Raw genomic sequence first — 14676 nt, 5'->3', positions numbered from 1 at the left:
GGATGCTGCGCGCGCTTCGCAATCTGGCCCGTATGGTTGCCATTGGCCGTATCCTGGGGCGTCACGGTGCCTTGCCCGTCGAACTGTTCCGCGACAGCGCCCCGTTCCTGGCCTTCATCCTGTCGCTGGGCAACCGTAACAAGGCGCCGGGCCGCCCTGGTCAGCGCCTGGCCGCCGCCTTGCAGGCATTGGGGCCAAGTTTCATCAAGCTTGGACAGGTCCTGTCCATCCGCGCCGACCTGGTGGGCGAGGAGGTTGCCAACGATCTGGCCGACCTCCGTGACCGCTTGCCGCCCTTTCCTGCGGACGATGCCCGCGCCATCATTGAGGCAGAGCTGGAACGGCCGATTGCCGAACTCTACACCCGGTTCGATGATCAGGCGGTGGCGGCGGCCAGTATCGCCCAGGTGCATTTTGCCCAAACGCCCGACGGGCGGCTGGTGGCCGTCAAGGTGCTGCGGCCGGGCATCGAGCGGGCTTTTCAGCAGGATATCGACCTGCTGCTTTGGCTGGCTGACTGGGCTGTGCGTGTGCAGCCAAAATTGAGGCGCCTGAAGCCTGTGGCGGTGGTGGAAACCTTTGCTCGCACTGTCGCCCTGGAAATGGATTTGCGGATGGAGGCGGCGGCGGCATCAGAGCTGGCCGGGAACTTCACCGGTGATGCCACCTTCGGCGTGCCCAGCATCGACTGGGACCGCACCGCCAAGCGCGTGATGACACAGGAACGCATCATCGGCTTTTCCATCGACAAGGTCGAAGAGATCCGCGCCGCCGGTTTGGAGACAGACCAGTTGCTGGCCCATGCGGCAGATGCGTTTTTCAACCAGGTGTTCCGCGACGGCTTCTTCCATGCCGATATGCATCCCGGCAACATGTTCGTGACGCCGCAGGGCCGGCTGGTGGCCGTCGATTTCGGCATCATGGGCCGTATCGACCGGCAGACCCGGCTCTATCTGGCCGACATGCTGATCGGGTTTCTGAACCGGGATTATGATCTGGTCGCCAAGGTGCATTTCGATGCCGGATTCGTGCCGGCCACCCAGGATCAGGAACTGTTCAAGCAGGCCGTGCGGTCCATCGGTGAACCGCTGCACGGGCGGCCCCTGTCCGACATCTCCGTGGGCCGTCTGCTGGCCCAGCTTTTCGCGGTGACTGAGAAGTTTCAGATGGAGACGCAGCCGCAATTGCTGCTGCTGCAGAAAAGCATGCTGACGGCGGAGGGCATGGGCCGCGTCCTGAACCCGCATGTGAATATGTGGGACCTGTCCCGACCCCTGATCGAACGCTGGATGATTGAGAATCGGGGCCCCGAGGCGCGGATCGCCGACCTGATCGGCAATATCACTGGTATCGCCCGGCGCTTGCCCGGCCTGATCCGCGATCTGGAACGGACCGCCAATATGCTGGCCGAAGGCGGGGGCCTGCGCCTTCACCCCGAGTCGGTGCTGGCCCTGGCAGCGGTGCGTGAGCGGGAGGGTCGCCGCTGGCGCCGCCTGGGCTGGGCTGCATTGCTGCTGGCGGCGGCGGGGCTTGTGTTGGCCGTTCTTTAAGCGAACCATCCGGCTTGACACCCCACCCCCTCCTCCCCCACCTTCCCTCCCGTCCAAGGGGAACCCCGGCAAGGGGCTGAGACACCGCAGGGACCGCTTATGGGCGGCACCGGCGCGGGAACCCTTCGAACCTGATCCGGGTCGTACCGGCGTAGGGATGGAAGCATAGGGGCCCCGTCTGCCCCGACATTGCCGCCGCACCCCGTGCGCATGCCCGGATCTCCATATCAAGGGAGGTCCAAATGCCCGATACCAACATTACCGATCCCGACTTCCGCGTGACCACCGGCCCCCTGCCGGCCTCGCGCAAGGTCCATGTGGCGGGGGAGCGCTTTCCCGACATCCGCGTTTCCATGCGCGAGATCGACCTGTCGCCCAGCGCGAACGAGCCGCCGGTGCGGGTTTATGATCCGTCCGGCCCCTATACCGACCCGGCCATCCGCACCGATATCCGCCTGGGCCTGCCCGAGTTGCGCCGGTCCTGGGTGACGGCGCGCGGCGATGTAGAGGCCTATGACGGGCGGGAGGTGAAGCCGGAGGATAATGGCCTGCGTGAGGGCCAGGAAAGCCCTGTGCCGCTGTTCGACCGGGCAGCGCGCAAGCCTCTGCGCGCCAAGGCCGGGGCGAATGTCAGCCAGCTTCATTACGCCCGCAAAGGCATCATCACGCCGGAGATGGAGTATGTCGCCATCCGCGAGAACCTGGGCCGGCAGCGTCTGGCCGAACAGGCGGCCCGCGATGGGGAGGATTTCGGGGCGTCGATCCCCGATTATGTGACCCCGGAATTTGTGCGGGACGAGATTGCGCGCGGCCGCGCCATCATCCCCAACAATATCAACCACCCGGAGACGGAGCCGATGATCATCGGCCGGAACTTCCTGGTGAAGATCAATGCCAATATCGGCAATTCGGCGGTGACCTCATCCGTCGCAGATGAGGTGGATAAGCTGGTCTGGGCCATCCGCTGGGGTGCGGACACCGTCATGGACCTGTCCACGGGCCGCAATATCCACACGATCCGCGAATGGATCATCCGCAACAGCCCCGTGCCCATCGGCACCGTGCCGATCTATCAGGCCCTGGAAAAGGTCAATGGCAAGGCGGAGGACCTGACCTGGGAACTGTTCCGCGACACGCTGATTGAGCAGGCCGAGCAGGGGGTGGATTATTTCACCATCCATGCCGGGGTGCGCTTGGCCTATATCCCGCTGACGGCCAAGCGCGTGACGGGTATCGTCAGCCGGGGCGGCTCCATCATGGCCAAATGGTGCCTGGCCCATCACAAGGAGAACTTCCTTTACACGCATTTTGAGGAAATCTGCGAGATCATGAAGGCGTATGACATCGCCTTCTCCCTGGGCGACGGTCTGCGGCCCGGCAGCATTGCGGACGCCAATGACGCCGCCCAGTTCGCGGAGCTGGATACGCTGGGCGAACTGACCCAGATCGCCTGGAAACATGATGTACAGGTGATGATCGAGGGGCCGGGCCATGTGCCCATGCACAAGATCAAGGCCAATATGGACAAGCAGCTAAAGGTCTGTGGCGAGGCGCCCTTCTACACGCTGGGGCCGCTGACCACCGATATCGCGCCAGGGTATGACCACATCACCAGCGGCATTGGCGCTGCCATGATCGGCTGGTTCGGCACCTCCATGCTCTGCTATGTCACGCCCAAGGAACATCTGGGCCTTCCCGACCGCGACGATGTGAAGGTGGGGGTGATCACCTATAAGTTGGCCGCCCATGCTGCCGATCTGGCCAAGGGCCATCCCGGCGCCCAGGAGCGCGATGATGCCCTGTCCCGCGCCCGGTTCGAATTCCGCTGGCGCGACCAGTTCAACCTGTCACTGGACCCCGAAACGGCGGAGAAATATCACGATCAGACCTTGCCGGCGGAAGGCGCCAAGCTGGCGCATTTCTGCTCCATGTGCGGGCCGAAATTCTGCTCCATGAAGATCACGCAGGAAGTGCGTGACTATGCGGCGGCGCAGGAGGGGATGGCGGCCATGTCGGCGGCGTTCAAGGAGAAGGGCGGGCAGGTGTACCTGTCAGACAGGCCGGTGCCGGAGGATCATCACTGATCAACGGGGCAGGGGCGGGCGGCGTAACAACTGCCCGCCCCTTCTTTCACCATGATCCGGACATAAAATGGTCTTGTCGGCATGGCCTAACCTTACCCTTGCGGGGTAACAGGGAACGGGGCATGTCGATGCGCACCGTCAAATATTGGTTGGCTCTGTCGGCATGTGTGTTGTGTGTCTGGTGTACTGGCCGGGCCGATGCCTCCGTCAGCGCGGATATGCCCCATATCTGTCCGCTGAATGGGGAGCGGTTCATGGCAATGGTGCCTCAGTCCGCGTCATTCGTTATCATCCGGCTGGACTTTCGACAGGTGGGGTCGGCGGTGTCGCCCTGGCCCATGGTGACCTGTCCCGGTAACGGCTTTCCCCTGTTTGAACAAACCTTCAGTCCGGAAGAACTGGTCAAGCTGAAGGCCTTTGCAGAGACGGCTGAGTATCAGACCCTGCGCAAGGATCACCCCGTCTATTATCTGGTCGCGCGGTTGCAGCGCCTGCTGAACCGACCGCTGGACCATATCGCTGCCAGTATGGTCTACGCGTCCTGGCAATCCGAACCGGATGAACAAAGGGCGCGGACCTATCTGGCGGAGGCGCTGCCGCTCTTCCAGGAATTCCTGGAAAGGTCACCGCCAGCCGATGCCAAGAAAGCGGCCAATCTGCGCTTTCTAACCGTGGAACTGCATCGACGGTTGGGGCGATTTGAGCAGGCGGCGGCCTTGCTGCAACAGCATCGGGACCAGATCGCCACTGTCATTCCACCTGCTTATATGGATCTTGAAGCGCTGTTGATCAGGCAGCAGAAATCAGCGCCCGCCGCCCCAGGAATGCCGGACAGCAAAGTCCCCTGAAACAAAAGGCCCCCCGTCCGCATGGCGAACGGGGGGCCTTTCCTCTGGCCGTTCGGGCCGGAAATGCCGTCAGGCGCGGGCCAGACGGTCCATCTCCTCCTTCACGCGCAATTTCTCCATTTTCAGGCGGGTCAGGGTCGTTGTGTCGGGCATGGGGCGGCGCGATTCCATACGCACCTCCCGGTCCAGGTTCTCGTGCTTCACACGCAGCGATTCAACACGCTCGGGGAACAACATACGGCCTCTCCTTCTTGAACGATGGAACAACGGACCTGTCTGGTTGTTGGTACCTGAAACGCGGCTTGACCTTTCCTGATGGACAAAACGTGGGTCACAATCCTGACATGGAATCGTAACCTGTGGCTCTATGCATATGGATAGGGTGGTTGGGTTTTTCGAGAGGGGGATTGCCCACCCTGGACGAAAACCATCGGGGGCGCTACATCACCTCCATGGCAGATATCCTCCCACAGCCGGCCGGTTCATCCGGTCCTGACCAGCGCCCGACATCGACGCCGCCCCGACGAATGATTGTCGGGATCAGCGGGGCGTCAGGCATCGTTTACGGCATACGCCTGCTTGAAACGTTACGCCGGCTGGGCATCGAATCCCACCTCGTAATGAGCAGGTCTGCCGAGGTGACCTCTGCGCACGAGTCGGGGCTGAAGGTCGCCGAGATCCGGGCCCTGGCCGATGTGACTTATGCGGCTGTTGATATTGGCGCGGCGATTTCGTCGGGCAGTTTCCGCACCATGGGCATGATCGTGGCTCCCTGTTCGGTGCGGTCCCTATCGGAAATCGCCTCGGGTGTGACGAGTTCGCTGCTGACCCGTGCCGCCGATGTGGTGCTGAAGGAACGCCGCCGCCTGGTGCTGATGCTGCGCGAAACGCCGCTGCATCTGGGCCATATCCGCAGCATGGCGGCGGTGACAGAGATGGGGGCGATTGTTTATCCGCCGGTCCCCGCCTTCTATGCCAACCCGCAAAGCCTGGACGATATGGTCGATCACACGATCGGCCGGGTGCTGGATCTGTTCGATATTGAGACGGGTCGTGTCCGGCGCTGGGGGGAGGAGGGGTAACCCTGCTTTCCTTCCGCAGTCAGCCTGCCTACATTGGCATTGTGTTTGCCGAAGGCCTATCCAATGTCCAGCCATAGCCACCACCCTCACGACCATGCTGTTCGCCATGACCATGGGTCTTGCGTCAAGGAGGCGCTGGCGCGTGCCGATGCCATCTGTACCGAACGAGGCGTGCGCCTAACAGCGCAGCGGGCGCGTGTGCTGGAACTGGTCTGGTCTAGCCATAAGCCGCGCGGCGCCTATGCCATCCTGGAAGACCTGTCAGCCGATGGGAAGCGCGTGGCCCCCCTGACCGTCTATCGCGCGCTGGATTTCCTGTTGGAACAGGGGCTGATCCACCGGATCGAAAGCCAGAACGCCTTTGTCGGCTGCCCCGACCCTGGCACCGCCCATACCGGACAGTTCCTGGTCTGCTCCTGCTGCGGCAATGCCACCGAACTGACCGACCGCAGCATTGCGGCAGCCATCGCTGACAGTGCGGCGGCGCAGGGCTTTACCGTGCAGCGGCAGACCGTAGAGGTAACGGGCATCTGCCCCGACTGCCGCGACCATTGACGCGGGTGGCCTTGCGCCCCCATTTGTCCGCCAAACAAACTGCCTTTTCTCTGCCCGAGGAATACTCTCTTGTCCACGCAACAGACCCCGCCCAGCCCGCCGCCCCGCCTGCCCATTTCGGTCCTGACCGGGTTTTTGGGCAGCGGCAAGACCACGTTGCTGTCGCGCCTGATCCGCGATCCGGCCATGGTACGCACCGCCGTCGTCATTAATGAATTTGGTGAGGTCGGGCTGGACCATCTGCTGGTCGAACAGTCGGACGAAAATATGGTGCTGATGGATAGCGGTTGCCTGTGCTGCACGATCCGCTCCGACCTGGCCGAGACCTTGCGCGACCTCTACATGAAGCGCATGCGTGGCGACATTCCCGAATTCGACCGTGTGGTGATCGAGACCACGGGCCTGGCCGATCCGGCCCCCATCCTGCATACGCTGATGACCGATCCGTTGATCGCCTCGCGTTTCCGTCTGGACGGGGTGGTCACCACCATCGACACGGTCCATGGCATGGGCCAGTTGGACGAGCATGAGGAAAGCCTGAAGCAGGCTGCGGTTGCCGACCGCGTGGTCCTGACCAAGACCGATTTGGCCGAACCGGCCAAGGTGGAGGCGCTGCGCCGCCGCCTGCATGACCTGAACCCCGGTGCCGTGCATGTCGATGCGCAGAAGGATCAGGGCCTGCCTGTCCTGCTGTTCGATGCGGGCCTGTACAACCCGGCCACCAAGTCGCTGGACGTTCAGCGCTGGCTGAAGGCCGAGGCCTATGAAGGTGGGGATGATCATCACCATGATCACGACCATGGCCATTGCGACCATGATCATGGGCATTGCACCCATGATCATCATGATCACGGGCATGAGCACCACGCCCATGACCATGGGCATGACCACCATGACCACAGCCATTGCGACCACGATCATGGCCATTGTGACCATGACCATGATCACGTGCATGGCCATGACCATCACCACCATGACGTCAATCGTCACAATGACAAGATCTCGTCCTTCGTTATCCGGTCGGAAAAGCCGCTGCCCTGGGACGGGCTGGTCACTTTCTTCGAGACAGTGGCTAAGGCGCAAGGCGACAACATCCTGCGCGTGAAGGGCCTGCTGAATGTCGAGGAGGCGGAACGGCCCATCGTTATCCACGGCGTCCAGCACCTGTTCCACCCGCCGGTGCAACTGGACACTTGGCCCACGGCGGACCAGAGCACCCGCATCGTCTTCATCGTCAAGGATTTGAAGCGCGAAACGGTGCAGGAACTGTTCGACAGTGTGGTGAACGCCAAGGCAGCGTAACGATCACCACCCCACATGCCCCATCGCCCACAGCCACCCGATGGCCAGGGCGATGGAGGACAGGGTCATCGGTACGCCGCATTTGGCATGTTCCCAAAAACCCAACGTCACGCCGCTGGCCGCTGCGCGTTCCACCACGATCAGGTTGGCAAGGCTACCCAGCAGCAGCAGGTTGCCCGATAGGGTGGACAGGACGGCCAGCGCGTAAAGCGCGCCCTCTGGCGGGCTGGGCCAGACCTGCATCAGCAGCAGCACCGCCGGCACATTGCCGATCGTATTGCTGGCCACCAGGGACAGGGGGGCCAGAACAGACAGACGGTCCGGCGCCCAGCCGCTGTTGGCGAGTGTGGCCACCATCGCCGCCGGCAGGCCGGTGCGGGCCAACGCCGCCGTGACCACAAACAGGGCTGCGAACAGCACCAGCAGGTGCCAGTCCACCAGCCCCAGCATGCGGCGGCTGGCGAACCGGCGGGAGATCAGCATGGCCGCCGCCACGGCCAGCACCCCTTCCTCCTGCGGCAATGGCGTGGCAAAAAACACCAGCAGCACCAGGGTCGCCAGCAGCGCCTTTTTCAGATGCCACAGGTCAAGGTCGGGCGGGGACAGCGGCAGGGGACTGGCATCGGCCAGTTCCAGCCGCCCGCGCCAGATGAAGGCAACGGTGGCAAAGACACACACCATGGCCAGAACGGCTGGCACAGCGCAGGCCGCCAGGAAAGGCCAGAAATCCAGATGGCCCAACTGTCCGATCAGGATGTTCTGCGGATTGCCGATGATGGTGGCGGCCGAACCTGCATTGGCGGCCCCCGCCAGGGCGATCAGATACGGTCGGGCATCCAGCCCCCGCGCCACCAGCCCGGCGCAGAGCAATGGCGTCATGGCGAAGACCACCACATCATTGGCCAGCACCGCCGACAGCCCGCCACCCACCGCCACCACCAGCGCCAGTAGCGCCACCGGACTAAGTGCCGCCTGCGCCAGCCGCACCGCACACCAGCCATAAAAGCCCGCCAGTTCAAACTGTGCCGACAGGATCATCAGGCCCAACAGAATAAAAAGGGTCGGGTAGTCAATGGCGGTGGCCAGGGCTTCGCCCGGGATTGCGCCGGCCAGCGCCAGGATTACGGCGCCCAGCAGCGCGATGCCGGTCCGGTCGATCTGCAAACCGGGAAAGCGGCCGATGGCCATGCCCAGATAGACCAGCACAAAAACGCTCAGGATCAGGACGGTCATGGGTATCGGCAGACAGGGGCGAGACTACAATAGGCCTGCACATTGGCGGGCACCGGGGCCATGGGAAGCGGGCGCGCGATGATCAGCCACTACCGCCCTCCCCGGTTTCATCTGCTGTCCCCTGCTGGCGGGAGAAGCGGATGGAAGCCACCTCGTCGAACATCTGGGTTTCGCGGTAACGCCGGGCCTCTTTGGCGGCTTGATCGCGCTGTTCCTGGACCTGTTCAAATTTCTTCAGTTCGCGGAACGCCTCGGCCACTGCTTCTTCGGCCCGCTCCACCTCCAGCCTGAGGGTGGCCGCGCGCCGTTCATAGTCGTCGCGCATCATCTCCACCCGCTTGGCGAAGGCGGGATACGACTTGGCCAGCATCAGGTCAGTGGCGGCCAGTTCACGTTCCATGACCACCTGATTTTCAAACTGTTCCCGCTCCGCTGCCAGCCGTTCCTGGGCCTCTTGCAACTCCACCAGTACACGACGGCGTTGATCCACCTCGCGCTGGTTCAGGCGGATCAGGGGCTTCAGGTCTTTCATCCGCTGGCCCCGCCCAGGATGGCAGCCAGTTCGGCATAGCCCTGGTCAAGGGTGCTGCGCTCCCCCTTGCCCTGGCGCAGGAAGGCTTCGATCGCCGGGTTGTAATGAATGGCCTCATCCACCTGCGGGTCACTGCCCTTGCGGTAAGCCCCGAGGCGGATCATCTCCTCCATGTCGGAATAGGCCGACATCAGGCGCCGCGCCTTGCCGACCAACGCATTCTGTTCCGGTGTGTTGCAGCCGGGCATGGTGCGGCTGACCGACCGCAGGATGTTGATCGCCGGATAGCGTCCGCGTTCGCCGATACGCCGTTCCATGACGATATGGCCGTCCAGAATACCGCGCACCGCATCGGCGATGGGTTCTTCCATGTCGCCACCTTCGACCAGCACCGTAAACAGGCCGCTGATGGTACCCACCCCCGTACCGGGGCCAGCCCGTTCCAGCAGGCGCGGCAACTCGGCGAAGACCGTGGGTGGATAGCCCTTGGTGGTGGGTGGTTCACCGGCGGACAGGCCGATCTCTCGCTGGGCCATGGCGAAGCGGGTGACGCTGTCCATCAGGCACAGCACGTCCTGTTCCTGATCGCGGAAAAACTCCGACACGGCAAAGGTCAGGTAGGCGGCCTGACGGCGCATCAGGGGTGGTTCGTCGGAGGTGGCGACGATAACAACGGAGCGTGCGATGCCTTCCGGTCCCAGGTCATGCTCCAGGAACTCCTGTACCTCGCGCCCACGCTCACCAATCAGGCCGATGACACTGACATTGGCCTCGGTATATTTGGCCAACATCGACATCAACACCGACTTGCCCACGCCGGAGCCGGCAAAGATGCCCATGCGCTGCCCACGGCAGCAGGACAGGAACGTATTGATGGATTTTACTCCCAGATCCATCTTACCGCCCACCCGCTTGCGGGCATGGGCGGGCGGCGGACCGGCCTTGATCAGATAAGGCACATCACCGGTGGGTAAGGGGCCCTTGCCGTCAATGGGTTGTCCCAGGGCGTTGATGACGCGGCCCAGCCAGGCCTGGGTTGGATAAATCGACGCCTGACCCTCCGCCACCTCCGCCCGACAGCCCAGGCCGATATCGTCCAGCGTGCCGAATGGCATCAGCAAGGCCCGGCCACCCCGGAAACCGACCACTTCACAGGGCACCGGCCTGCCCCCGCGGGTGATCACCCGACAGCGGCCACCGATGGACAGGCGCCGTTCGACACCCCCGACCTCAACCATCATGCCCAGGACGGAGGTCACGCGACCGAAAACAGCATAGCCGGGCAGGGCGTTGATCTCCTGCAGCAACTGGTCGTGATCAAGCATCGATTGCCCCCGATCTGTGGCAGGGATCTGCCGGGTTGTTCACCACATACCAATGAACAGGCTATGACCCCTGGCAATGCCATTGGTCGGATAGCATATCCGTAGAGCGTCTGTTAACCTATCTGCCTTAGATGGGGTGATGCTCATTGAAAGCCCGAGGAACTTGTCATGCGTGTCCTGCTGGTCGAAGACGATGCCGCGATGCAGAAGAGCATCCAGCTGATGTTGTCCGCCGAGGGCGGGTACATCGTGGATGCCACCAGCCTGGGTGAAGACGGGCTGGAGATCGGTAAACTCTATGATTACGATATCATCATTCTTGATCTGATGCTGCCCGACATGGACGGGTATGAGGTGCTGCGTCGTCTGCGCGCCTCACGGGTCAATACGCCAATCCTGATCCTCTCGGGCCTGTCCGACCTGGATCATAAAATCAAGGGTCTGGGGTTCGGCGCCGATGACTATCTGACCAAGCCGTTTGACAAGCGCGAATTGATCGCGCGGGTCCAGGCCATCATCCGCCGGTCCAAGGGTCATTCGGAAAGTGTCATCCGTACCGGCAAGCTGACCGTGAACCTTGATGCCAAGACCGCCAGCGTGGAGGGTGCTCCGCTACACCTGACGGGCAAGGAATATGGCATTCTGGAACTCCTGTCGCTGCGCAAGGGCACGACGCTGACCAAGGAAATGTTCCTGAACCATCTTTATGGCGGCATGGACGAGCCGGAATTGAAGATCATCGACGTTTTTGTGTGCAAATTGCGCAAGAAGCTGACCACCGCGACCGATGGCGACAATTACATCGAAACAGTGTGGGGCCGCGGCTATGTGTTGCGCGACCCGGCTGAAGGGGCGGCCGCGGCGAAGGCTGCCGGGTGACCGGTCCGCTTCGTATCCTGCTTCTGGGCAGTGGTCACGCCCGGCCGCCGCTGCTCAAACAACTGTCCGCATTATCGCGCCGTGGTCACAGCGTCAGCCTGCTGGCGACAGCCCCGCAGATCTGGGCGGAGGCGGTACCGGCCATGCTGGCGGGGCGGATTGATCCCGCCATTGCGCGGCTAGATGTCGGTACCCTGGCACGGCAAGCCGGGATCGGCTTTATTGATGACGGGGTGTTGGGCCTGGATCTGAAAGCCGGTCTGGTACACCGGCATGAGGGGGAGCCGGTTCCTTTCGACCTGTTGTCGATCGCACCAGAGGCGGGCACACGGGCCATTCCGGGGACCGTCGGGCATCATCGCTGCTTTGCCACACGCCCCCTGTCCCGCCTGCTGGACCTGCGCGCCGCGCTGGAAGCCCGGTTTGCACTGCATCCGGGTCGGGTCGTGGCCCTGACCATCGCCGGCGGCGGGATCGAAGCGGTACGGATGGCACTGTCCATCCTTCAGCTTGCCGCCCTGCTGGGCGGACATGTGGCCGTCACGCTGCTGATGCGGGGTCTGATCCTGTCCAGGTTACCGGGGCCGGTGGGGGTCAGGCTGGCAGAGTTTCTGTCGGCCCATGGCGCCATCCTGATCGAAAAGGCCACGGTGGCACGGGTGGACGGCAATGAGGCCGTACTGGCCAACGGAGACCGCATCGCCTTTGACCTGTTTTTGAATGCGACAGGCGGGGTGGGGCCGGGCTGGCTGAAGACCAGCGGGCTGAATGTTGATGTCGATGGGCGACTGGCCTGTGACGCCAGGCTTTTTGTCGGCGGTCTCGACCATGTATTGGCTGGGGGAGAGACTGTCTGCCCTTCAGGCGGTCTGCATCCGGGTTGGCGCACGCTGGGCTTCAATCTGACGGCGCTGGCCAGCAGCCTGGTACCGCGCCGCGCCACCCTCCACACACCGCCCTTGTTCTTCGATCTGGGCAATGGCACCGCGCTGGCGCAATGGGCGGGTTACTGGACCCAGGGACGCAGCGCGCTATGGGTCCTTCGCTGGCTGGAGGGGCGGTGGTTGCTGTGACCGCCCGCGCTCAGGGTATAAAGGGGGGCGGTGGCCCCTGATCCTAGCCCGTCCGCCGGTCCTTCTCCGCTGCCCGTTCGATGGTGCGGGCGATGGGGAAGCGGATATGGACGCTGGTGCCCTTGCCCGGTGCTGTCTGGATCACCAGTGTCCCGTCATGCAGGCGTACCAGTGCATTGACCAGCGACAGGCCCAGGCCTGACCCGCCATGACCTTTGGCCAGCCCGCCCTCAAGCTGGGTAAAGGGTTCCAGCGCCTTGGATACCAGGGCCGGGTCCATACCGATGCCGCTGTCATTCACGGTCAGGCAGAGGCGGCGATCAGGTTCCAGGGTGGCGATCAACTTCACCTTGCCGCCGGCCTGGGTGAACTTGACCGCGTTGCCGACCAGATTGATCAGGATCTGACGGATGGCGCGTTCATCGGCCATCAGGGCTGGCAGATCAGGCGATGCATCCAGGAGTAGGCCCAGGCTGCCACTTTCGGCCAGCGGCAGCATCAATCGATGGACACCGCGCAGGATACGCACCAGATCCAGCGGCTGTTCATTCAACTGGAACTTCCCGGCCTCCAGCCGCGAGAAATCCAACACATCATTGACCAGCGCCAGCAGATGTTTGCCGCCATCATGGATGTCGCGGGCATGTTCGACGTAATGCTCGTCGAGGGGGCCATAGGCCTGATCAGCGATCAATTGTGAAAAGCCGATCACCGCGTTCAACGGTGTGCGCAGTTCATGGCTCATGGTTGCCAGGAACTGTGACTTTGAGAGGTTGGAGTTTTCTGCCTCCACTTTGGCCTTGCTCAATTCCTCCAGCAGCAGAGAATGACGCTGGATCTCCGCCGTGACCCGATCGATCACGCGATTATACTGTGCTGCGATCAACTCCACATCCGACTGCGGTTCCACGTGGACAGGACGGTCAAACTTGCCTTCCTGACGGTGGCGCTCCATCTCGGCAGCCAGATCCAGCATGGGGGACGTGGCGCCATGTTCGGCCACGTTCAGGCCCAACCGCTCCGCCTCCACATCGATGCGCAGCGGAAAAACCCGGTTGATGGCCCACAGCAGGATATAGCCGCTGCCAAAGGTGAAAACCCCGCAAGCAACGATCCCGGTGATCTGCACCCCCAACTGCTGCCAACGTGACAGGCCTGTGCCGAACAGGGCGACATCGCCAAACAGGGCCACGCACAATGTCCCCCAGATGCCGGCGAACAGATGCACGGGCACGGCCCCCACCGCATCGTCAATCTTCAAGCGGTCCAGCAGCACGCCGCCGGCAATGACGATCACCCCGGCCACCGCCCCGATCACCGCCGCCGACCCGGTGCTGACCACCAGCGCGCAAGCCGTGATGCCGACCAGACCACCCAGGATGCCATTCAGGAAATGTTCGACACGCGGTTTCGGTTCCATCAGCATCGACAGGAAATGCCCCGCCAGACCGCCGGCACAGCCCGCAACCACAGTGTTCAGCAAGACGCCTGGTGCCTTGTCCAACTCCCCCAGCACCGAACCGCCATTAAAACCCAGCCAACCGAACCACAGGACCAGCACACCGGATGCCGCCATGGTCAGGTTGTTGCTGCCCAGTGCCCGGACACCGGGATCAAAGCGCCCGGTGCGTGGGCCGATCACCAGAACCGCTGCCAGCGACAGCCATCCGCCTACGGAATGCACGACGGTGGAGCCGGCAAAGTCGATGAACCCCATGGCCGACAGCCAGCCCTGGCTTTCCGTCCCCGCCATGCCGCCCCAGGCCCAATGCCCGAAAACCGGATAGATCAGGGCCGACAGCAGGGCGGAGACGATGATGTAGCTGCCATAGCCCATGCGTTCGGCCACCGCCCCCGACACAATGGTCGTTGCGGTGCCACAAAACATGATCTGAAACAGGATGAACACCAGGGGTGTCGTGGCATCCAGATGGTCGGGCATGAAGCCACCGGTGCCAGCGATGCCCATCCAACTGGGCCCGAACATGATGGCATAGCCGAACAGCCAGAACAGGAAGGCGGCGATGCAAAAATCCATCACATTCTTGATGGCGACATTGATGGAATTCTTGGCCCGGACGAACCCGACTTCCAGCAGGCAGAATCCCAACTGCATCGCGAAGACCAAAGCCGTCGCGGTCAGAACCCAGAGATGAACGACCGGATCACTTGTCATCCATATCCCCGCCGGCACCATGCCTGCAACCTGTCAG

13 protein-coding genes and 1 riboswitch are annotated in these 14676 nt (G+C 62.8%); of the genes, 8 read left to right on the top strand and 5 right to left on the bottom strand.

Features of this window, described 5'->3' with window-relative positions:
- Positions 1–2: 2 nt before the first annotated feature.
- From ubiB to CHU95_RS09670, 3 genes are all read left to right on the top strand, one after another.
- On the top strand, positions 3–1550 hold the full coding sequence (ubiB, locus tag CHU95_RS09680; RefSeq protein WP_094456132.1) for a 2-polyprenylphenol 6-hydroxylase: 1548 nt from the start codon (positions 3–5) through the stop codon (positions 1548–1550).
- A 46-nt stretch (positions 1551–1596) separates the two neighbouring features.
- A riboswitch (TPP riboswitch) is annotated at positions 1597–1725 on the top strand.
- 67 nt (positions 1726–1792) lie between these two features.
- Positions 1793–3634 (top strand): phosphomethylpyrimidine synthase ThiC, encoded by a 1842-nt coding sequence (thiC, locus tag CHU95_RS09675; protein ID WP_094456131.1) that lies wholly within the window; start codon positions 1793–1795, stop codon positions 3632–3634.
- Between the two features lie 122 nt (positions 3635–3756).
- Positions 3757–4482: a hypothetical protein gene (locus CHU95_RS09670; RefSeq protein ID WP_094456130.1), complete on the top strand. Its 726-nt coding sequence runs from the start codon at positions 3757–3759 to the stop codon at positions 4480–4482.
- 69 nt (positions 4483–4551) lie between these two features.
- Here the strand turns inward: CHU95_RS09670 and CHU95_RS09665 are convergent, their stop codons facing one another.
- Complete coding sequence (locus CHU95_RS09665; protein WP_094456128.1) at positions 4552–4719, bottom strand: YdcH family protein; 168 nt, start codon at positions 4717–4719, stop codon at positions 4552–4554.
- A gap of 290 nt (positions 4720–5009) precedes the next feature.
- On the opposite strand from CHU95_RS09665, the gene CHU95_RS09660 reads away from it, so the two are divergent.
- The 3 genes from CHU95_RS09660 (at position 5010) to CHU95_RS09650 (ending at position 7421) form a co-directional block, all read left to right on the top strand.
- Positions 5010–5564, top strand: a complete 555-nt coding sequence (locus CHU95_RS09660) for a UbiX family flavin prenyltransferase (protein WP_245838124.1) — start codon at positions 5010–5012, stop codon at positions 5562–5564.
- 63 nt (positions 5565–5627) lie between these two features.
- Positions 5628–6119, top strand: a complete 492-nt coding sequence (locus CHU95_RS09655; protein ID WP_094456126.1) for a Fur family transcriptional regulator — start codon at positions 5628–5630, stop codon at positions 6117–6119.
- 69 nt (positions 6120–6188) lie between these two features.
- A complete protein-coding gene (locus CHU95_RS09650; RefSeq protein WP_094456124.1) occupies positions 6189–7421 on the top strand; it encodes a CobW family GTP-binding protein in 1233 nt (410 codons plus the stop codon).
- A 3-nt stretch (positions 7422–7424) separates the two neighbouring features.
- Here CHU95_RS09650 and CHU95_RS09645 read toward each other — a convergent pair whose 3' ends face one another.
- The 3 genes from CHU95_RS09645 to fliI all read right to left on the bottom strand — a co-directional run bounded on the left by CHU95_RS09645 (position 7425) and on the right by fliI (position 10511).
- On the bottom strand, positions 7425–8654 hold the full coding sequence (locus CHU95_RS09645; protein WP_094456122.1) for an SLC13 family permease: 1230 nt from the start codon (positions 8652–8654) through the stop codon (positions 7425–7427).
- An 82-nt stretch (positions 8655–8736) separates the two neighbouring features.
- The gene (locus CHU95_RS09640; protein WP_094456120.1) at positions 8737–9186 is read right to left on the bottom strand and encodes a flagellar FliJ family protein; all 450 of its coding nucleotides are present in this window, start codon (positions 9184–9186) and stop codon (positions 8737–8739) included.
- Complete coding sequence (gene fliI, locus CHU95_RS09635; protein WP_094456118.1) at positions 9183–10511, bottom strand: flagellar protein export ATPase FliI; 1329 nt, start codon at positions 10509–10511, stop codon at positions 9183–9185. The genes CHU95_RS09640 and fliI overlap by 4 nt, the downstream gene beginning before the upstream one ends.
- Before the next feature lie 168 nt (positions 10512–10679).
- On the opposite strand from fliI, the gene ctrA reads away from it, so the two are divergent.
- Positions 10680–11390 carry a response regulator transcription factor CtrA gene (gene ctrA, locus CHU95_RS09630; RefSeq protein ID WP_094456117.1) on the top strand — a complete coding sequence of 237 codons (711 nt, stop codon included), beginning with the start codon at positions 10680–10682 and terminating at the stop codon, positions 11388–11390.
- Entirely contained in the window at positions 11387–12463 is a 1077-nt protein-coding gene (locus tag CHU95_RS09625) for an NAD(P)/FAD-dependent oxidoreductase (protein WP_094456115.1), read from the top strand. The genes ctrA and CHU95_RS09625 overlap by 4 nt, the downstream gene beginning before the upstream one ends.
- A gap of 43 nt (positions 12464–12506) precedes the next feature.
- On the opposite strand, the gene amt is transcribed toward CHU95_RS09625, so the two are convergent.
- The gene (amt, locus tag CHU95_RS09620) at positions 12507–14639 is read right to left on the bottom strand and encodes an ammonium transporter (protein ID WP_165772110.1); all 2133 of its coding nucleotides are present in this window, start codon (positions 14637–14639) and stop codon (positions 12507–12509) included.
- Positions 14640–14676 lie beyond the last annotated feature (37 nt).

This window comes from Niveispirillum lacus (assembly GCF_002251795.1).
GTDB lineage: Bacteria > Pseudomonadota > Alphaproteobacteria > Azospirillales > Azospirillaceae > Niveispirillum > Niveispirillum lacus.
Note: the sequence above shows the minus strand (reverse complement) of the source record. Positions and strands in the feature narration are given on the sequence as shown.

Excerpts from the sequence above, each read along its gene's own strand:
- CHU95_RS09670 (WP_094456130.1), top strand. The coding sequence starts at position 3,757 with ATGTCGATGCGCACCGTCAAATATTGGTTGGCTCTGTCGGCATGTGTG.
- ctrA (WP_094456117.1), top strand. The coding sequence starts at position 10,680 with ATGCGTGTCCTGCTGGTCGAAGACGATGCCGCGATGCAGAAGAGCATC.
- fliI (WP_094456118.1), bottom strand. The coding sequence starts at position 10,511 with ATGCTTGATCACGACCAGTTGCTGCAGGAGATCAACGCCCTGCCCGGC.
- CHU95_RS09655 (WP_094456126.1), top strand. The coding sequence starts at position 5,628 with ATGTCCAGCCATAGCCACCACCCTCACGACCATGCTGTTCGCCATGAC.
- CHU95_RS09665 (WP_094456128.1), bottom strand. The coding sequence starts at position 4,719 with ATGTTGTTCCCCGAGCGTGTTGAATCGCTGCGTGTGAAGCACGAGAAC.
- CHU95_RS09645 (WP_094456122.1), bottom strand. The coding sequence starts at position 8,654 with ATGACCGTCCTGATCCTGAGCGTTTTTGTGCTGGTCTATCTGGGCATG.
- amt (WP_165772110.1), bottom strand. The coding sequence starts at position 14,639 with ATGACAAGTGATCCGGTCGTTCATCTCTGGGTTCTGACCGCGACGGCT.
- ubiB (WP_094456132.1), top strand. The coding sequence starts at position 3 with ATGCTGCGCGCGCTTCGCAATCTGGCCCGTATGGTTGCCATTGGCCGT.
- CHU95_RS09640 (WP_094456120.1), bottom strand. The coding sequence starts at position 9,186 with ATGAAAGACCTGAAGCCCCTGATCCGCCTGAACCAGCGCGAGGTGGAT.
- thiC (WP_094456131.1), top strand. The coding sequence starts at position 1,793 with ATGCCCGATACCAACATTACCGATCCCGACTTCCGCGTGACCACCGGC.
- CHU95_RS09660 (WP_245838124.1), top strand. The coding sequence starts at position 5,010 with ATGATTGTCGGGATCAGCGGGGCGTCAGGCATCGTTTACGGCATACGC.